This window comes from Vibrio sp. MEBiC08052 (assembly GCF_001506075.1).
GTDB lineage: Bacteria > Pseudomonadota > Gammaproteobacteria > Enterobacterales > Vibrionaceae > Vibrio.
This window is the reverse complement of the sequence record NZ_KQ947476.1, coordinates 205432-224972: the sequence shown is the minus strand read 5'-3', so window position 1 is coordinate 224972 and position 19541 is coordinate 205432. Positions and strand designations below refer to the sequence as shown.

The window sequence follows — 19541 nt, the reverse complement described above, 5'->3', positions numbered from 1 at the left end:
ATGTTGGAGTAGGAATGAAAATAAAAAATCAAGTAAGCAAACAAGGTGGTTTTACGCTGTTAGAAGTGATGGTCGTAATTGTCATCCTTGGGCTTTTGGCGAGCTTTGTTGTCCCGAATCTATTGGGAAATAAAGAGAAAGCCGACCAGAAAAAAGCGATTGCCGATATTGTCTCTCTGGAAAATGCCTTGGATATGTACCGATTAGATAACAATGTGTATCCAACCACCGACCAAGGATTAGAAGCGCTGGTTAAGAAGCCAACAAATCCTGAACCCCGGAACTATCGTGAAGGTGGTTATATCAAGCGTTTACCACAGGACCCATGGGGAAATGACTATCAATATTTAAGTCCTGGCGATAAGGGGAAAATTGATGTCTTCAGCTATGGCGCTGATGGTCAGGAAGGCGGTGAAGGGAATAACAGCGACATCGGTAACTGGAACCTGCTTGACTTCCAGTAATCGCGGATTCAGTAATAGTGAATTGGATGAATACTGCTCATGAAATACCATCGTGGTTTTACACTGCTGGAAATTATGTTGGTTCTGGTGGTGATTTCTCTGGGCAGTATGGTCGTCGTGATGTCTCTGCCCGACAGGTCTCAGGATGAGGTGCAGCAAACGGCCGAACGGCTTTATCAGCGATTACAACTTTTAAGTGAGGATGCGGTTTTCAGTGGGCGGACTTATGGTCTTTATGTCGATGAAAAAAAACATGAGTTTCGCTTTTTGATGTTATCGGATAAGGGCTGGGAAAATCTTGAATCTCAGTCACCCATCAAAGGTGAACTGACTACTGCAGAGGGAACAACTTTTCGTTTTGAACGTGGTGGTGGTGTCTGGAATAATCCGGAGCGCCTGTTCAGTCAGGAATCTTTGTTTGAAGACATGGATTTTCCTGACCAAAACGAAGATGAGAAGCCAATCCCGCCACCGCAGGTATTTATTCTCTCCAGTGGTGATGTTACCCCATTTTCTATCCAGTTTTGGGCGGATTCTACACCAGATTCATTATGGTTAGTGGAAACTTCTGAAGACGGCATTCTGCACATTCGGACCCCCTCGGATCAAGACGATGAAGCAAAGTAAGGGAATGACATTACTGGAGGTGCTGATTGCATTGGCAATATTTGCGACGGCATCGATCAGTGTGATTAAGGCTGTCAGCCAACATGTCAATACAGTACACACACTCGAAGAAAAGATGTTTGCTGCGATGGTGGTTGATAATCAAATGGCTCGAATCATGCTCGCGCCGGAGACATTGTCTAATCAGGAAGGAACGGAAGAAATGGCTGGAACGACTTGGTATTGGAAAGTGTCTTTGGTTGAAACGAGCAATGATGTGCTGAAAGCCTTTGATGTGAGCGTTTCCCAAAGTAAATCCGGTCCGTCGGTGGTGCTCGTGAGAAGTTATGTTGCAAATGAAGCGTCCAAATGAAGCGTCATAGTCAGGGATTTACTTTAATTGAGGTGTTGGTTGCACTAGCTATTTTGGCGAGTCTGACGATTGCTGCTTATCAGGTTCTGAACCAAGTCCAGCGTAGCAATGTAGTCAGTCAGGAGAGTGAAAAACGGCTGGGTGAAATTCAGAAGGCGTTGGCTATTATGGATAGTGATTTTCGCCAGATGGCATCCCGCCAGTTTCGTAATCAAGGAGAGGAGCCCGGCTCTCAGTTGTTGTGGATGCAGGATGGATTATTATCTTCAGATAGTGTCGGTATTCTTTTTACACGGCATGGTTGGATCAACCCGCAAATGCAGTTTCCCCGTGGAGATATCATTAAGGTCGGATACCGCTTAACCGGAGAGCGTCTGGAAAGAGTATGGTGGCGTTACCCCGATACGGTTGCCGGTGATAATGGTATTGTTCGGCCATTATTGACACAGGTTGAGTCGATAAGCTTTCGTTTATATCGTCATCACCAATGGGTTGAACGATGGGAAGACAAGGGAGTTTTGCCGGAAGCTATCAGTGTGAGACTCACACTGAAAGATTATGGGCAGATTGAACGGATTTATCTGGTTTCTGGAAGTGAACTGAGCGTATCCAATGCATCCAATTAGATCGTTGCAAAAACAGCGTGGCGTTGCCCTGATTCTTGTATTGCTGATATTGGCAATGATGGTTTCCATCGCGGCGACAATGTCAGAGCGTTTGTTTACCCAGTATCACCGTTCAGGAAACCAACTCAGATATCAACAGGCATATTGGTATAGCCTCGGTGTTGAAGCGCTGGCTAAGTCGGCTATAAAACAGAGTTATGAAGATAATGATGAGGCTGTTAACCTGAGTCAGCCTTGGGCGGTAAAAGATAAAAAATATCCACTGGACTACGGCACGGTGGAAGGGAATATTCAAGACATGCAGTCTTGCATGAATATCAATTCATTGGCGGGAATAAAGTGGAATCCTGCGGACACCGGAACACCTTATCTGGTACAGGTATTACAGCACTTGTTTGAAACGGAAGAAATTGATAATTATCAGGCTGAAGTCGCTGCCAATTCGATTTGGGAATTTATTGATACGAATCGTTCAATTAATTCGGTCAGCGGGGTGGAAGACAGTTTCTATGAATCGATGTCACCAGCCTATGATACGCCTGATAGTTTATTGGCTGATGCTACAGAGATTCGAGCAGTACAGGGTGTCAGTGGTGAGATTATGCTGAAAAGTATGCCAAGTTTATGTGCTTTGCCGACCAAAGAATGGCGATTGAATGTTAATACCGTTTCTGTCAAACAGGCAAATATTTTAGCTGCGATGTTTTATCCCTATCTCAGTCAGTCTGCAGCGGTGCAGTTGATTAGTGAGAGGCCTTATTCCGGGTGGAGTAGTCTCGATGATTTTTGGGCACAAGGTGAGCTGAGTGGGATTGATGAGACAATCAAATCAAACGCCACCGCTTTTCTTGGGATTGATAGCAATTATTTTGAATTGGACGCTCAGGTCATGGTTGATGATGCCCGAGTGAGGGTTCGGAGTCTAATGTTTAGTAAAGATAGAAAAACTGTGACGGTCATTCGCCGTCGCTATGGAGGAGAGCGTGAGCGAATATCTGCTCGTCCGGCTGAGTAAGCAACCCCAAGCCAAAGGGCATTGGTGGATCGGTGCTGAGCATGCGACAACGATTGAAAAGTCAGGAGAAATAGCATCCTGGACCAATATAGATGAGTTAGTCCCTCATGCTGAGGGACGGCCTGTGATCGTCTTACTTTCCGGTGCTGATGTGGTGATGAAGACGGTTTCATTACCGGCTGGTGGTGCTCGTCAGTATGAAAAAATGCTGCCGTACTTAGTTGAAGATGAATTAGCGCAAGATGTGGATTCATTGCATTTTTCCGTACTGGCGAAACAAGATAATCAGGTTTATACCGTAGCGGTGGATCGGAATTGGTTGAGTTGTATTCTGGAGCAGTTTGAAGCCTGCGGACTCCCAGTAGAAAATGTTTTGCCGGATGTGTTGGCATTGCCGACAGAAGAAAATGCGGCGGCTGTCCAATTGGGTCATGAATGGATCATTCGTCAGGGTCAATTCAGCGGTGTTTGTATTGAAAACTCGTGGTTACCCATATTCACTCAGATGAATGAAGATGCGGAGAGTAGTCCGGCACTTGAGATTACATCTTACAGCCGGGTGCCTGAGTTGAACGATTCGAGTTCACAGGTCTGGACCGAGAAGCTGGTGGATTCTATTGACCTGTTGCTGTACCGCGGGGCATTAAGTAGCCCGATCACGTTATTGACCGGTACATTTAAGAAGTCCTCTTCGGTGATGAAATACTGGCAGATTTGGCGAGGTAGTTTCATTGCTCTGGTGGCGTTGATAACCCTATTGTTGATTCACCATGCGGTTGACATCCGCCGGATGTCTCAAGAAACCACAGCCCTGAGAACCGAAAGTGAACATATTTTCAGAACGCTATTTCCGGAGCGACACAAAATCCCGACGGTGAGTTATCTGAAAGGACAGTTTACCAATGAAATTAAGACATTGTCTGGTGGTGAAGGGCAAGATTCCGCATTGTCATTATTTACGTCGTTGGCAGAGACCATTGGCAGTACTTCAGGGATACAACTTCAACACATTCACTATGATGGGGCACGGGACGATATTCGTATTGATGTACGAGGTGCTGATTTTCAGGCATTTGAAGCAACTCGTCAGAAATTGTCTCAGAAGTTTGATGTACAACAAGGACCGCTTAACCGAGATAATAATCAGGTCTCAGGGTCTTTCATCTTAAAGAATAAGTAGGTGAACGATATGAATCAATGGATAAATCGTGGCTATACTTGGTGGAAGACATTGTCCTCCAGAGAGCAGCGATTGTTACTGGTTACTATCAGTTTTAGTGTCTTAGCACTACTGTATGGTGGTATTGTTCGTCCCATACAGGAACAGCGCGTTCTGGCTCAAAATAAATTAACCGCAGAGAAGAATTTATATGCGTGGGTCACAGATAAGGCCGATGTGCTAACTCAGTTGAGAAAACGTGGGAATGGTCCCGTTTCTTCAGATGAGCCGATGAACCAAGCCGTTGCCGGTTCGACGGGTAAGTTTGGTGTCCGGCTCATTCGAATGCAACCCAAAGGTGAAGGCTTACAAATTTGGGTGGAACCGATAGCGTTTAACCAGTTTATCGACTGGTTGGCTTTTTTACGGCAGCAGTATGGTATTCAGGTGATGATGATGGATATCGATAGGGCTGAAAAAAATGGCATGATTGATATAAAACGCCTGGAATTAGTTCGAGGTTAAATAAAGTGAAGAAAAAAATTATGTATGTCGTTGGTTTGTTTTTTGTGTTTGTGGTCAGTGTGCTGGTCCACTTACCTGCAAATATGGCTTTAAAATTCATTCCTCAACCCCGAGAGCTATTGTTGAGCGGGGTTGGCGGAACAATATGGCATGGTGAAATCCAGTCTGCCAAATGGATGAACTATGATCTGGGTTCTCTGGTTTGGAATTTGCGTCCTCTCTCTCTGTTCAAAGGTAAGATTGCTGCGGATATCGCTTTAGGCAAGCGTCATGAGGCAGCCCTTCGGGGGGCTGGAGAAGTCGGGGTCGGTTTTTCCGGTGTCTATGTCCGCAATCTGTCACTGACGGCACCGGCTCGGTTTGTTGCCGAAAATATGCATTTACCGCTTCCGGTGAGCGCTGATGGCGCATTCAGACTTGTCATTGACAATTATCGGTACCAGCCACCGTTTTGTGCTCAGGGCGAAGGCGAGATTACTTGGACAAATGCACAAATATCGATGCTCTCTCAATCGGTCCCGTTAGAAAAAGTCTCAGCCCGACTCGCCTGTGAAGATGGCCGGATCAGTCTGAAAGGTCAGCAGTTATCGGATGCGCTACAAAGTGAGTATTCGATGGTATTGACACCACAGGATCAGTATCAAGTGCAAGGTTGGGTAAAACCGGGTGAACGTTTACCTAAAATGTTCAGTCAGTGGATTCAGACCTATGCATCGACAGACGCTCAGGGACGATATTCATTTCAATCGAACGGTACACTGACACTCCCTAACTGATAACCGCTGACATAACGTCTAACGGATAGAGTCAGGGGTGTTAGCCTTTATGGGTGAGGATCTCTTGCCAGGGAAGCTTAGGGTCTCCGATAACGATAAAATTCGGATTTTCCAATGTTTCTCTGAGATTGTAAGAGAGTGGTGAAAGTTTCGTACTCAGAAGCTTTCCCCCTGCTTCTTCCACAATACATTGAGTTGCCGCAGTGTCCCATTCTCCGGTTGGACCCAGCCGCAAATAACAGTCAACCGCGCCCTCTGCAACCAGACAAGCTTTTAATGCTGCAGAACCGAGCGGCACTAAATCATAATTCCATTCGGTACTGAGACGATTGGTGATTCGGTTGATATCTTGGCGGCGACTGATGGCAATCGAAATCGACTGACTGGGAAATTCATGTCGGTGAGTATGAATCCGTAAGCTGTCGGATAAATCTGGGATTTTCCAGGCCCCCTTACCGCGACAGGCATAATACGTGACGCCTGATATCGGGCCGTAAACCACGCCGATCACAGGTTGATTATCTTCTACCAGTGCGATGATTGTCGCAAAATCGCCACTACGGGCAATGAATTCCTGCGTACCATCCAGTGGATCAACTAACCAATAGCGAGACCATTCCGAACGTTTTTCCAGACTGATATCCGCATCTTCTTCGGAGAGTACAGGGATGTCTGGTGTCAACGATTGAAGTTTTTCGGTAATGAATTTATGCGCAGCTAAATCAGCGCTAGTCACGGGGGTTTGGTCTGATTTAGTAAATGCTTCGTAGGATTTTGTCTGGTAGTAGTCCAGAATGAGTTGCCCGGCGGAACGAGCAATTTCAATCAGTTGTGGTAACAGATGTGAATGATCCCGTTTCATAATGTATTCACCTCCGGAAGCAGCTGATGCTGCTTCATATAGTTTAAGGTGAGAAGCAGTGCTGCTACGCTACGGGCTTCACAAAAATCGAGATGAGTTAACAGTTCTTCAGCCTGAGATAACGGCCAACGAATGATTTCAAGGGGTTCTGGTTCATCGCCAACGAGTTGCTCCGGGTATAAGTCCTGAGCGATAAACAGGGACATTTGTCCTGAAAAATAAGAGGGCGCAAGAATCAGATCTTTGAGGTGTATGAGCTGTTTCGCCCCAAATCCAACTTCTTCTTTGAGCTCTCTTACGGCTGCTGCTTCAGCATGTTCACCAGGATCAATCAATCCTTTCGGAAATCCCAATTCGTAACGCTCTGTGCCTGCTGCAAATTCACGAACCAGCAGAATATCTCCCTGATCCGTCACCGGAACCATCATCACAGCATGGCGTCCGCTAGGGCGCATCCGTTCATACGTGCGCTGTTCACCGTTGGAAAAACGCAAATCCAGAGATTCCACTGTAAAAAGACGCGATCGAGCAACCGTTGTGATATTCAGGATCTCAGGGTTCTGTTTGGACGTCATGCTGATACTCCTCCGTGATACCTATAGCTTAACTATATGAAAAAACTGATGGGGATGAAAACACTTGTCTGTCGATATTCACAATTGTTTTACCAACAAGAGTCACATAACAGAAAGTCGATGCATTGGCATCGACTTCTTTTGATATGCTTGGATTTGGCCGACTTAGTAGTATGAGTGCTCTCCACGGTCATGCTCCGTCAGGTCTTTGACCGCATTCAGCTCCCCGGCAAATTGCTCGAGCAGCTCTTTTTCGATCCCGTCTTTCAGGGTGACATCGACCATCGAACAGCCGTTGCAGCCGCCACCGAATTGGATAATGGCGACACCGTCATCGGTAATTTCCAGCAACTGAATATGACCACCATGTCCGGCTAACTGAGGATTGACCTGCGTTTGGATTGCATACTCGACACGCTCAAGCAGCGGCGCATCATCGGCAACTTTACGCATTTTTGCATTCGGTGCTTTGAGCGTCAGCTGAGAGCCCATTTTATCGGTCACATAGTCGATCACAGCATCTTCGAGAAAAGGAAGGCTCAATTCATCAACATAAGCAGAGAATGCCGAAAACGGGATTTCAGTATCAGCACTTTCTACCGCTTCAGGCGGACAGTAAGAGACGCCACACTCAGCGTTCTGAGTACCGGGATTGACCACAAAGACCCGAATATTAGTCCCTTCCGGCTGTTGTTCGAGAAGTTTTGCGAAATGTTCCTGAGCGGATTCAGTAATAGTAATAGAATTTGACACGACGAATACCTGAGTAATTTTGTAGGCTATTTATTCACCATTTTACTCCTGAGAAATCAGAGATCCAATCCTTTTTACGGTAATTATTGATTGTGATATTCAGGAGTTCTGCATAAGCAATAAATATCAATGTATTCGACGCCAACTTCAAGCAATAATTGGCATAATTGACTGATGGTACTTCCGGTTGTCACAACATCATCAACGATCGCAACATGCTTGGTTGAGGGGCGCTCGCGTAACATAAACGCTCTTCTCAGATTTTGTTCTCTTTCATGTTTATGTAGTCCTTCTTGCGGTGGTGTTGAGCGAATTCGTTGTAACAGTTTGGTTTGATAAGTGACTGCCAGTGCCTGACTGAGATGATGGGCCAGTACTTCACTCTGGTTGAACCCGCGATAAAGGTAACGTCGCCAGTGTAGGGGGACCGGGAGTAATAGTGGTGCCGGAGCAGGTATAACTTGCGCTAAAAGTGTTGCTAGTGGCGGAATGTGCCAGAATTGTCGTCCGTATTTGATTTGATGAATCATCGGTGCCAGCGGATAGGCATAATCACCAAGACAATAGAGAGCGTTCCACAGTGGCGGGGACTGAAGGCAAGTCCCGCACCGATTGGTTGGGAATGGCATCGACAAGCCGCATCGTGTACAACGGGGTGTTGGCTGAAAGCAGTTCAGGCAGCTGGTACACCAGTGGTGTTCCCAAGCCGTTAACGGTAGCTCACAGAGCGCGCATAATTGGGGAATATGGCGACAGAAAGTGTGTTGAATACGTTGCAATAACATGTGTTGCTTCTCCGGGTCATTAAGAAAGACGTTATATTGTACGGATGAGCAAGGCGTCGAATGTATGAGTTTTGTAGGAGATAACGTGAACAGAGTTGCATCTTTGTATTGGCAGGTTGAAGGTTGTGGCAAAGATCTGGTGTTGATCCATGGCTGGGGGATGAATGGGGGGGTCTGGCATAGTACCGTTGAGATTCTCAAACAGAACTTTCGGGTCCATATTGTTGATTTACCGGGATATGGACATAGTGCCGACATCCATGCGGACACGTTGGAAGAGATTGCTCAATTACTGATCCGGCAAGCACCGAAAGGTGCCATTTGGGTCGGTTGGTCGCTCGGCGGCTTGGTGGCGACGCATATGGCGTTGTATCACACGGATTATGTCAGTCAGCTGGTTACAGTAGCCAGTTCACCTAAATTTGCTGCTGAAAAGGGGTGGAAAGGCATTCGGCCACAGGTTTTGTCAGCATTTACGGAGCAACTGGTCGATGATTTTCAGCTGACCATTGAGCGTTTTATGGCGCTTCAAGCGATGGGGAGTCCGACAGCCCGACAAGATGTGAAACAATTGAAACAAATGGTGTTTTCTCGTCCGGCACCACAACCGCAAGCGTTGATGGCGGGGTTAAACCTGCTCGCGAATGTTGATTTTCGTGACCATATTGCCCAGATCTCGGTGCCGATGCTGCGCCTTTACGGTCGGCTCGATGGTCTGGTGCCAGTGCAGATTGCAGCGCAATTGGACGAGATGGCACCGGATAGCCATTGTTATATTTTTACTCAGTCATCTCATGCACCATTTATGACCGAAACTGAACAGTTTTGCCAGCAGATCTGGCGATTCGCGCAATAGTTAAAGTTTGGCGATTGTCAGTTTTTTGTCATATTGTTTAAAATATCAGCATTTATTGTTAAATATTTGAACGGTTGAGTCGATATAGGTTCTAACTCATTCGGTGTCTGAACATTGAATGGGCTGGGCGATGCTGAAGGAGGTTTCGGCAATGATTGTGTCACCAAATAATATCAGTGTGCCACTTATCGCCCCATCGGTGAATGTGCCGACGGAACAGGCAGAGCATGATAATCGTGTCAGAGCCCCTGTCGTACCAACCGTACAACTGGAAAAAGCCAACGCAGAGCGGCGGTTGAAATCCGATGATAAGCAGCGCAAGCGATCGTCTTGGGATGCCGCAGAACATCCTCAGTATGAGATTGATTCTGAGCAGGAACAGGAAATCGTTTCTTCCCATGAGGAAAAAGCACAAAGTGAGCTTGAGCGGCTTTTCAAATTGTTAGCTTTATCGACCTACAGTAAAGATCAGGGCAAAGGTTATACAATCCGGTTCCGGTTACCGAAACATATCATTGATGCAGCGATAACCGAAGGACAAATGGCGCGAAGGCGAACGGTCATAAAATATCATTATGGGCATGCCATCGCACCGAATACCCCTTCGGAGGTCATCGCAATATTGTAAACCTCATCGTCATCGAGGAAGAAATATTGCTGTTATGGAATTCCCTCACTTCAGATGAAGTGAGGGTTTTTTTTATGGTAGGGGGCAGCTTTTGCAGAGCGTCATTCCCAGCGGCATCGAATCAATTACTTTTTCGCTTTCGCAAAGGCCGCTGCAAATGCACCACCCATCGCATTATTGGTGGCAACAGTATCACGGTGAGGTTTTTTTTGAGCCGGACGTGAAGTCGTCTGGTTGCGTGCGGTAGTACGATTTGCCTGACCCGGTTCGTCAGACAGGCGCATCGAGAGACCGATTCTCTTTCTCGCCACATCAACTTCCATCACTTTGACTTTGACGATATCACCGGTTTTGACCACTTCTCGCGGATCAGACACAAACCGATCCGTCAGCGCGGAAATATGAACCAATCCGTCTTGATGAACGCCGATATCGACAAAGGCACCAAAATTGGCAACATTGGAGACAACCCCTTCGAGGATCATGCCGGGTTCCAAATCCGAGATTGCGTGGATATCGTCGGCAAATGTGGCGGTTTTAAATTCAGGACGAGGATCGCGTCCCGGCTTGTCGAGTTCTTTGATAATATCGGTGACCGTCGGCAGTCCAAAATGATCGTCAGTGTAATCTCTTGCATTGAGGCTTTTAAGAAACTCGGTATTGCCAATTAATGACTTCATCTCTTGCTGATTGTTCTTTGCGATGGCAGATACAACCGGATAGGCCTCCGGGTGAACCGCTGAAGCATCGAGAGGGTTTTTACCGTCCATAATTCTCAGGAACCCGGCGCACTGCTCGAACGCTTTGGGACCGAGACGGGGGACTTTCTTCAGGATTGTGCGGCTCTCAAAGCGGCCATGTTCATTGCGGAAAGCCACAATGTTATCCGCTAGTGTTGCGGAAAGTCCGGCAACGCGGGTAAGGAGTGCCGGAGAGGCGGTATTGACATCAACACCGACCGCGTTCACACAGTCTTCCACCACAGCGTCCAGACGTTTCGCCAGCAGTGACTGATTGACATCATGCTGGTATTGACCGACCCCGATTGATTTCGGGTCGATTTTAACTAACTCCGCCAATGGATCTTGTAACCGGCGGGCAATTGAAACCGCTCCGCGCAGCGAGACATCCATGTCCGGAAATTCTTTTGCCGCCAGCTCGGATGCGGAATAGACCGATGCCCCCGCTTCACTGACGACAATTTTCTGAACTTTGAGATTACCCCGTTTGATCAAATCTGCGGCAAACAGATCAGTTTCACGCGAAGCGGTGCCGTTGCCGATGGCAATCAAATCAACATTGAATTTGCGCACCAGTCCGTCAATGACTTCAATGGATTTTTCATACTGTTTTTGCGGCTGATGGGGATAAATAGCCGTGGTTGCCAGTACCTTGCCGGTGGCATCGACAACGGCCACTTTACAACCGGTACGTAAGCCGGGATCCAGTCCTAATGTTGCTCTTGGCCCTGCGGGTGCCGCCATCAGCAAGTCTTTCAAGTTGGTGGCGAAGACGTCAATGGCTTCAATCTCTGCCCGTTCTTTCATCGCAGACATCAGTTCCGTTTCCATATGCATGGAGACTTTAATCCGCCATGCCCAACTGATGACCTGCTGACGCCATGCATCAGCCGGTGCATCGCTGAGATGCAGCCCGTAGTGCTGTGCAATCAGGGTTTCGCAGTAAGAGCTGCGACGGCCTTCTTCCTGTTCAGGATCAGCGTTGAGTGCCAGTGACAAAATCCCTTCGTTACGGCCACGTAACATCGCGAGTGCACGGTGAGAAGGGACTTTACTGATCGGCTCTTGATGTTCGAAGTAATCTTTGAATTTCTCGCCTTCTTGCGTTCTGCCATCGATGACTGTTGAGACAAGGACGGCGTGTTTGAGTAAATAATGACGCAGTTTTTCCAGTAGATTGGCATCTTCAGCAATTCGCTCCATGATGATGGCTCGGGCACCATCTAACGCTGCCTTGGTGTCATTAATCCCCTGCTCAGGGTTCAGGTAAGTTTGTGCAGCTTGTTCCGGTTCGGTTTGTGGTTGTTCCCAGAGCTGATCGGCGAGTGGTGCCAAGCCGGCTTCAATGGCAATCTGTCCTTTGGTACGCCGTTTGGGTTTGTAAGGCAGATAGAGATCTTCCAAACGGGTTTTACTGTCCGCTTGGATAATGTCCTGTTCCAGTTCGGGGGTCAGTTTTCCCTGCTCTTGAATCGATTTCAGAATGGTTTGGCGGCGGTCATCCATTTCGCGTAAATAGGAAAGCCGCGAGTCCAACGTCCGTAACTGAGTATCATCCAACCCACCCGTGACCTCTTTCCGGTAACGGGCAATAAAGGGGACTGTGCTGCCGTCGTCAATCAGGTTGACAGCCGCAATAACTTGTTCAGGGCGTACATTCAGCTCTGAAGCAATCGTATGACAGATAGCTTGGCTCATCCGTATATTTCTCTCTCGATGTCGTTAGTCTTGTCTATATTCGATTCGGTTGATGAACCACACTTTTTGCCCTTGAGGCGTTTCTACCGTGAATTCATCATCGGTTTCTTTCTTTAGGAGCGCCCGGGCCATGGGCGAATCAATCGAAATGTAGTTCTTGGCATTCCCGTAGATCTCATCCGGGCCGACAATGCGAAAACATCGCGTCTCACCTTCATCATTTTCAATTTCGACCCACGCCCCGAAGAAGACCTTGCCGTCTTGCTGAGGCGAGTAATCAATGATTTTGACTTGTTCCAGACGTTTACGCAGATAGCGGACTCGTCGATCAATTTCCCGCAGGCGCTTTTTGTTATATTGGTAATCCGCATTTTCACTACGATCACCCAGACTCGCTGCCCAAGTCACTTTTTTGGTGACTTCGGGGCGCTCTTTCTGCCAGAGAAAATCGAGTTCTTGTTTGAGGCGATTATAGCCTTCTCGGGTAATCAGGTTGGTTTTCATCAGTGGTTATTAATCGCAGACAATGTTTATCTATGGGGCTATACCTTAGCGAAAAATAGCAGAAAGGTTAATGGTTGTGTATCAGAGATGACGAAAGCTTTACGTTTTCCTTCGTCTGAAGAGAAGTATTGCGCTGCGGTTGTGTTTATTATGCGTTGTTTTCTACGAGAGGAAGATGCGTTAACAGAGAAATATTCATATATGATATCAATTTAATGTAGTATTATTTAAATAAAAAATCATATCCAACGTCATCGGCTTTTGTCAGCGAGAATACTGAGGAAAGCATCATGTCAAAATTGACCATTAAATCGCGCGTTTATGCGCTGTCTATACTCCCCTTGTTATTGATTAGTTTTGGGATGATTTTTATATCATATCAACAAATGTCTAATCTGAATCACACCCAGCAGCAGTTAATTCATCAACGCCTTTCTGAACAGAAGCGTGCCGAGTTGAAGGCGTACATCGATATTATTGATTCTTCTTTGACTTCATTGAAAGAGCACAATGCTGATCGAAAAGATGTCATTGAAAAACTTTCTCAGATTCGTTTTGGTGACAGTGGTTATGTCTTTGGATACGACAGCAAAGGCAACCGCTTTTTCTTGGGAGATACCGGGAAGGGCATTGGTGAAAATTTCTGGGATATGAAAGATAGCAAAGGTAACTTTCTGATTCAGAATTTGATTAAGCAAGCCAAGAATGGTGGCGGATTTTCGAGCTATTTTTTCCCGAAACCCGGAGAAAAAGTTGCCTCTGAGAAGCTGAGTTATTCTCTCTATGAACCGCAGTGGGACATGATTATCGGGATTGGATTTTATATCGATGACGTTGAAGCGATTACAGCGCAGATGACTGCAAAGTCCGAGCATGAAATGAAGCGGAGTTTTGTGTGGATGGCATCGATGGGAGCCGGTATGTTATGCCTTGTATCCGTGTTCACGATCTTGTTTAGTCGCGGAATATTGGGGCCATTGCAAAGATTTGATCAGTCAATTGCCCGATTTGCCAATGGGGATGCTGATTTAACCGCGCGTATGGAAGTTTATCAGATTCCTGAATATGCTTCACTGAGCCAGAACTTTAACCAGTTTGTCGAAAATCTCCAAAATATCATTCGCCAGTTGAGATCAAACAGTGATGTGATTAGCAATGAAACCGGGCGTATGCTTGAGCGTTCTAATCAGGTTGATCAGTTATCGAACACGCAACGAGAAGAAACGGAACAAGTTGCGACTGCGGTGACGGAAATGACCGCGACCGCACATGACATTTCTCAGAATGCTTCGAGTGCCGCAGCGGCTGCACAGTCTGCCGATGAGAGAGCAAAAGAAGCAATGGCGACCGTTGATTCTGCGGTTGATTCTGTTGCCGTATTAGCCGGGAAGCTTGAATCTGCCAACATGGTGATGGATAAGCTAGAAAGCAATGTCAGCAACATCTCTTCTTCATTGAATGTGATTCAGGATATTGCCGAACAGACCAACTTACTGGCCCTCAATGCCGCGATTGAAGCTGCCCGGGCTGGTGAGCAGGGGCGCGGATTTGCGGTTGTTGCTGACGAAGTAAGAAAACTCGCCAGTCGGACACAACAGAGTACCGGAGACATTCATCACATCATTGAACAACTGAAAGGAGCAACCCAAGAAGCGGTTCAGTCGATGCTGGATAGTCGTTCTCAAAGTGAAGATACTGTGGCAAAAGCTCACCAAGCAAGTGATGCATTGGTAGAGATCCTCGATTCTGTCAGTATGATTATGGATATGAACACACTGATTGCGACGGCAACTGAAGAGCAGAGCCAGGTGGGCCAGAATATTTCTGAACGCGTTGTGATTATCTCCGAGCAAAGTTTACAAGTGGCCGATGTCACGGATGAAAACCGTAAAGGAAGTTGTGATTTGCGAGACCGGACACAAGAACTGAAATCGCTGGTGGACCGGTTTACTGTTTAGTTACCGTTAGATACTGAAACTCCCAATCAGCCTGTTGAACAACAGGCCGATTTTTTATGCCTAAACAAAACCACCGCCTTGAGGGCGGTGGTCAGAATGGATCAATGATTGTCACCACCGAGTGGTATTGATGATTCTCTCGGTGTGGATGTGATTATTGCTGCTCCCGGGCAATCGCGCGGTAGCCGATGTCACTGCGGTAGAAAACACCATCCCATTGAATCTGCTTGGCTAATTCATAAGCACGCTGCTGAGCCTCGGAGACCGTGTTGCCTAGTGCGGTTGCACACAGGACGCGGCCGCCATTGGTGACCACCTGGCCATCTTTTTCGCTTGTGCCGGCATGGAAGACTTTTTCACCTTCCGTGTCGGTTTGCGGCAAGCCTGAAATGACATCACCTTTGTTGTAATCACCGGGGTAGCCACCCGCAGCTAAAACAATCCCAATCGATGCGCGAGAATCCCATTTGGATTCGGCCTGATCGAGTTTGCCTGCAATTGCGGTCTGGCAAAGTTCAACTAAATCTGACTGAAGACGCATCATGATCGGTTGTGTTTCAGGATCACCAAAGCGGCAGTTGTACTCAATGACTTTAGGATTCCCTTGCGTGTCGATCATCAGGCCGGCATATAGAAATCCGGTGTATGGGTGGCCTTCTGCCGCCATACCTTCAACGGTCGGATAGATAACCTGTTCCATGATGCGGTTATGAATCTCTTGAGTGACGACCGGGGCCGGAGAGTACGCACCCATACCACCAGTGTTTGGCCCGGTATCTTTATCGCCAACCCGTTTGTGATCCTGACTGGTCGCCATCGGCAATACGTTCTTACCGTCAACCATCACAATGAAGCTGGCTTCTTCGCCTTCCAGAAATTCTTCGATCACAACCCGGCTTCCCGCATTGCCAAAGGCATTACCAGCCAGCATATCTTGAATCGCATCTTCTGCTTCTTGCAGGGTCATGGCAACGATCACGCCTTTCCCGGCTGCGAGGCCATCGGCTTTGACGACGATAGGTGCACCTTTTTCCCGAACATAAGCCAGTGCCGGCTCTATTTCGGTGAAGTTGGCATAATCAGCCGTCGGAATCTGATGGCGTGCCAGAAAATCTTTGGTAAAGGCTTTTGAGCCTTCGAGCTGTGCCGCGCCTTTTGTTGGGCCAAAAATCGGCAGGTCGGCAGCACGGAAGGCATCAACAACACCAATGACTAATGGTGCTTCAGGGCCAACAATGGTTAAGTCGATCGCATTTTTCTGTGCGAAAGCAACCAAGCCATTAATATCTTCAACGTCAATACTGACATTTTTTACTTTTTTCTCCAGCGCGGTTCCTGCATTACCGGGAGCGACAAAGATAGTTTCGACCCGTGGGTTTTGCGCGATTTTCCAGGAGAGTGCATGTTCACGTCCACCAGAACCGATAACAAGTACGTTCATAAAGATGAATTCCTGTGTTCAAGTTGTTTGCCTCAATCAAAGGCAGCACGTTTAGAATAAGAGATTCAGTGCCCTGACCTCGGGCACTTACTCGGATTTAGTGTCTGAAATGACGCATACCCGTGAAAATCATCGCCATACCATGTTCATCTGCGGCAGCAATGACTTCATCATCACGCATTGAGCCCCCCGGCTGAATGACACAAGTGACACCAGCTTCTGCAGCGGCATCGATACCGTCACGGAACGGGAAAAATGCGTCGGAAGCCATCACGGTTCCTTCGACTTTCAGATTTTCGTCAGCGGCTTTAATCCCGGCAATTTTCGCAGAGTAAACGCGGCTCATTTGCCCGGCACCGACACCGATAGTCATGTCACCTTTCGCGTAGACAATCGCATTTGATTTGACATACTTGGCTACTTTCCAGCAGAACAACGCATCTTTCAGCTCAGTTTCGGAAGGTTGGCGCTTTGAGACGATTGTCAAATCATCAATGCCGACCATGCCCTGATCACGATCCTGAACCAGCAATCCGCCATTGACGCGTTTAAAGTCATAACCGGTGGTTTTATCTTGCCATTGACCACAGACCAACAAGCGGACATTTTTCTTCGCTGCGACGGCAGCGATCGCATCGTCAGTCACAGTCGGGGCAATAATTACTTCCACAAACTGACGTTCGACAATCGCTTGTGCCGTGGCGGCATCCAGTTCACGGTTGAATGCGATAATCCCGCCAAACGCAGAGGTTGGATCGGTCTGATAAGCGCGGTTATAGGCTTCAAGAACCGATTCACCTAAAGCAACACCGCATGGGTTGGCGTGTTTGACGATCACACAAGCCGGTTCGGAGAACTCTTTAACACATTCCAATGCTGCATCCGTATCGGCAATATTGTTGTAGGAGAGGGCTTTCCCCTGAATCTGGCGAGCAGTCGCGACAGACGCTTCTTGCGGCTGGCTTTCAACATAAAACGCGGCAGACTGGTGACTGTTCTCACCGTAACGCATGTCTTGCTTTTTCTCGAACTGCATGTTGAACGTCCGGGGGAACTTCGAATCGGCGTCACCTTCTTTGTTTTCACCATAAGAAGGAACCATTTTACCGAAGTAGTTGGCGATCATGCCGTCGTAAGCCGCAGTATGTTCAAAGGCTGCAATTGCGAGATCAAAGCGTGTTTCCAGCGTGAGTGAATTGCTGTTTGTATCCATTTCTGTAATCACGCGTTGGTAATCAGAGGCATTGACGATGATCGTGACATCTTTATGGTTTTTCGCTGCCGAACGCACCATTGTCGGGCCGCCAATATCAATATTTTCAACCGCGTCAGCCAGCGAACAGTCTGCTTTGGCTACGGTAGCAGCAAACGGATACAAGTTAACAACCACCATGTCGATGGGCTGGATACCATGTTGAGCCATGATATCGTCATCTTGTCCCCGGCGTCCTAAAACTCCGCCATGGACTTTGGGGTGAAGGGTTTTGACACGACCATCCATCATTTCAGGGAATCCGGTATAGTCGGAAACTTCAGTCACAGAAATACCTTGTTCAGCTAAAAGGCGTGCGGTGCCACCGGTTGACAGAATGTCAACGCCACGGTCAGCCAGTGCTTTGGCAAATTCTACAATACCAGTTTTGTCTGATACGCTGATAAGCGCACGGCGAATGGGTCGAGCGTTATTCATGCTTCCTTCTTCCTCAAATTCACAGAGTTGATTGAACGAAATAGATGTCAAATTTTGTGGCGCACATTCTAGCGAATTAATCACTAAAAAGCTCGCGCAATCGTTTGGCATGAGCAAAATAATTCTCAATTCGTTGATTTTTTTACTGATGGCTCTGGGTGACCTGGCATCAGACAGATGCCAGAGAAGATGCGATTAAGACATGTGTGGGGGCTAGTTATACACTCTTGCAACCCGACCGGATGCGTTGATTTGATAGGAATGGGCTGAAGCGGGAATAAACGCGGACTGACCTTTGTGTAGCGTCAGCGTCAGACCACTTTCATGCTGTAAGTGAACATCTGTATCGATTGCAAAAACGATTTCTGCGCTGGTGGTTGTGAGGGTGATATCATCCGGCGCCGGATAAATTGAGAATTTAAAGTCATTGACCGGAACCGGATAATGACAGACATCCGCAGATTTTTCCGGTGCAATCAGCAGAGTTTCTTGCGGTTTAGGTGCGAAGGATGTGCATTTCGCCAGTTCTTCAACATCAATGTGTTTGGGGGTAAGCCCTGCGCGGAGTACATTATCTGAACTGGCCATCACTTCTAAACCCGTGCCTTTCAGATAGGCGTGAGGGGTTTTGGCATCCAGATACATCGCTTCGCCCGGTTGTAAAATCACATAATGGAGCAAAAGCGCAGAGAACAACCCAATGTCTTCGGGATAATCTTGCGCTAAATCGAGAATCAACTGAGCGAGCGGATCATCTTGTTGATGTTGTGCTGCGTAATCCAGTAATGCCGCAATTGCCTGTGATTTCTGTTCCCCGGACAATGACAGTAAACGAATAAAGAATGACTGAAATCCGGTTGTGCTTCTGTCCGCTTGCAGTTGCCTGACCAACGGTTCAATCGGGTGAAGATTCATTTTCGTCAGTGTCTGAATAATGTCGTCTAACGGACGGAACCCATTCAGCGCATGATAAGGGGTTAAAGCATACACCAACTCGGGCTTGTGGTTCGGGTCTTTATAGTTACGCTCGGGAGCATGGAGTGGGATGTGCTGCTGATTCTCACGTGCATATCCTATTTCAGCATCTGCTTTACATGGATGAACCTGAATTGAGAGCGCTTTGTCCGCAGCGAGAACTTTGAATAAAAATGGCAACTCGCCATAAGTCTGATGGGTTTGTGCGGATAAGCACAACGATGGATAGTGATCAATGAACTCAGCAAGAGAATAATGTTGATTACCTGTAATTAGCTGAGAGCATCCACCCGGATGGGCCCCCATCCAGATTTCAGCCTGAGGCAAATGTTCCGGATTTGGGATATTAAATAGATTGTGGATGGATTGTGTACTTCCCCATGCATAATGTTGAATCACATTCTGCATTAAATAGAAGGGGAGCAGAGTTTTATCGTTCATGGTCATCCTGAATATGTGACTGGTTTAGAAAATAGGTATTGAATCATATTTATGGTATCCGACTTTGTACTTATATCAAATGTATCAACAT

General features: G+C 47.2%; 19 protein-coding genes and 1 pseudogene. 11 read left to right on the top strand and 9 right to left on the bottom strand.

Annotated features, from left to right (window positions below; all coding sequences use genetic code 11):
- Window positions 1-14 precede the first annotated feature (14 nt).
- Genes gspG through VRK_RS18440 form a run of 8 tightly spaced genes read left to right on the top strand, consistent with a single transcriptional unit; the run spans window position 15 to window position 5544 of the window.
- Window positions 15-464 (top strand): type II secretion system major pseudopilin GspG, encoded by a 450-nt coding sequence (gspG, locus tag VRK_RS18475; RefSeq protein WP_059122977.1) that lies wholly within the window; start codon window positions 15-17, stop codon window positions 462-464.
- Between the two features lie 39 nt (window positions 465-503).
- Entirely contained in the window at window positions 504-1091 is a 588-nt protein-coding gene (gene gspH, locus VRK_RS18470; RefSeq protein WP_059122976.1) for a type II secretion system minor pseudopilin GspH, read from the top strand.
- On the top strand, window positions 1078-1443 hold the full coding sequence (gene gspI / locus VRK_RS18465; RefSeq protein WP_059122975.1) for a type II secretion system minor pseudopilin GspI: 366 nt from the start codon (window positions 1078-1080) through the stop codon (window positions 1441-1443). The genes gspH and gspI overlap by 14 nt, the downstream gene beginning before the upstream one ends.
- A complete protein-coding gene (gspJ, locus tag VRK_RS18460; RefSeq protein ID WP_059122974.1) occupies window positions 1440-2069 on the top strand; it encodes a type II secretion system minor pseudopilin GspJ in 630 nt (209 codons plus the stop codon). Before gspI ends, gspJ begins: the two co-directional genes overlap by 4 nt.
- Window positions 2056-3084: a type II secretion system minor pseudopilin GspK gene (gene gspK / locus VRK_RS18455; protein WP_059122973.1), complete on the top strand. Its 1029-nt coding sequence runs from the start codon at window positions 2056-2058 to the stop codon at window positions 3082-3084. The genes gspJ and gspK overlap by 14 nt, the downstream gene beginning before the upstream one ends.
- Window positions 3053-4264 carry a type II secretion system protein GspL gene (gene gspL / locus VRK_RS18450; RefSeq protein ID WP_197413183.1) on the top strand — a complete coding sequence of 404 codons (1212 nt, stop codon included), beginning with the start codon at window positions 3053-3055 and terminating at the stop codon, window positions 4262-4264. The genes gspK and gspL overlap by 32 nt, the downstream gene beginning before the upstream one ends.
- A gap of 9 nt (window positions 4265-4273) precedes the next feature.
- Window positions 4274-4768: a type II secretion system protein GspM gene (gspM, locus tag VRK_RS18445; protein WP_157372027.1), complete on the top strand. Its 495-nt coding sequence runs from the start codon at window positions 4274-4276 to the stop codon at window positions 4766-4768.
- A gap of 5 nt (window positions 4769-4773) precedes the next feature.
- Complete coding sequence (locus tag VRK_RS18440) at window positions 4774-5544, top strand: type II secretion system protein N (protein ID WP_157372025.1); 771 nt, start codon at window positions 4774-4776, stop codon at window positions 5542-5544.
- Between the two features lie 40 nt (window positions 5545-5584).
- On the opposite strand, the gene cysQ is transcribed toward VRK_RS18440, so the two are convergent.
- The 4 genes from cysQ to VRK_RS18420 form a co-directional block, all read right to left on the bottom strand.
- Window positions 5585-6406: a 3'(2'),5'-bisphosphate nucleotidase CysQ gene (gene cysQ, locus VRK_RS18435; protein ID WP_059122969.1), complete on the bottom strand. Its 822-nt coding sequence runs from the start codon at window positions 6404-6406 to the stop codon at window positions 5585-5587.
- On the bottom strand, window positions 6403-6981 hold the full coding sequence (nudE, locus tag VRK_RS18430; protein WP_059122968.1) for an ADP compounds hydrolase NudE: 579 nt from the start codon (window positions 6979-6981) through the stop codon (window positions 6403-6405). The genes cysQ and nudE overlap by 4 nt, the downstream gene beginning before the upstream one ends.
- 165 nt (window positions 6982-7146) lie before the next feature.
- The gene (gene nfuA / locus VRK_RS18425; protein ID WP_059122967.1) at window positions 7147-7734 is read right to left on the bottom strand and encodes a Fe-S biogenesis protein NfuA; all 588 of its coding nucleotides are present in this window, start codon (window positions 7732-7734) and stop codon (window positions 7147-7149) included.
- 83 nt (window positions 7735-7817) lie between these two features.
- The gene (locus VRK_RS18420; RefSeq protein WP_059122966.1) at window positions 7818-8519 is read right to left on the bottom strand and encodes an amidophosphoribosyltransferase; all 702 of its coding nucleotides are present in this window, start codon (window positions 8517-8519) and stop codon (window positions 7818-7820) included.
- Between the two features lie 64 nt (window positions 8520-8583).
- On the opposite strand from VRK_RS18420, the gene bioH reads away from it, so the two are divergent.
- Together bioH and VRK_RS18410 are read left to right on the top strand one after the other, a co-directional pair.
- A complete protein-coding gene (bioH, locus tag VRK_RS18415) occupies window positions 8584-9375 on the top strand; it encodes a pimeloyl-ACP methyl ester esterase BioH (protein ID WP_059122965.1) in 792 nt (263 codons plus the stop codon).
- 151 nt (window positions 9376-9526) lie between these two features.
- The gene (locus VRK_RS18410) at window positions 9527-10003 is read left to right on the top strand and encodes a hypothetical protein (RefSeq protein ID WP_059123227.1); all 477 of its coding nucleotides are present in this window, start codon (window positions 9527-9529) and stop codon (window positions 10001-10003) included.
- 247 nt (window positions 10004-10250) lie between these two features.
- On the opposite strand, the pseudogene VRK_RS18405 reads toward VRK_RS18410, so the two are convergent.
- A pseudogene (locus VRK_RS18405) lies at window positions 10251-12441 on the bottom strand (Tex family protein); the annotation flags it as partial.
- A 24-nt stretch (window positions 12442-12465) separates the two neighbouring features.
- Window positions 12466-12945 (bottom strand): transcription elongation factor GreB, encoded by a 480-nt coding sequence (gene greB, locus VRK_RS18400; RefSeq protein ID WP_059122963.1) that lies wholly within the window; start codon window positions 12943-12945, stop codon window positions 12466-12468.
- A 290-nt stretch (window positions 12946-13235) separates the two neighbouring features.
- On the opposite strand from greB, the gene VRK_RS18395 reads away from it, so the two are divergent.
- Complete coding sequence (locus VRK_RS18395; RefSeq protein ID WP_059122962.1) at window positions 13236-14903, top strand: methyl-accepting chemotaxis protein; 1668 nt, start codon at window positions 13236-13238, stop codon at window positions 14901-14903.
- A gap of 154 nt (window positions 14904-15057) precedes the next feature.
- Here VRK_RS18395 and purD read toward each other — a convergent pair whose 3' ends face one another.
- The 3 genes from purD to manA form a co-directional block, all read right to left on the bottom strand.
- Complete coding sequence (gene purD, locus VRK_RS18390; protein WP_059122961.1) at window positions 15058-16344, bottom strand: phosphoribosylamine--glycine ligase; 1287 nt, start codon at window positions 16342-16344, stop codon at window positions 15058-15060.
- Window positions 16345-16441: 97 nt separating this feature from the next.
- A complete protein-coding gene (gene purH, locus VRK_RS18385) occupies window positions 16442-18034 on the bottom strand; it encodes a bifunctional phosphoribosylaminoimidazolecarboxamide formyltransferase/IMP cyclohydrolase (RefSeq protein WP_059122960.1) in 1593 nt (530 codons plus the stop codon).
- A gap of 213 nt (window positions 18035-18247) precedes the next feature.
- The gene (gene manA / locus VRK_RS18380; protein WP_059122959.1) at window positions 18248-19450 is read right to left on the bottom strand and encodes a mannose-6-phosphate isomerase, class I; all 1203 of its coding nucleotides are present in this window, start codon (window positions 19448-19450) and stop codon (window positions 18248-18250) included.
- Window positions 19451-19541 lie beyond the last annotated feature (91 nt).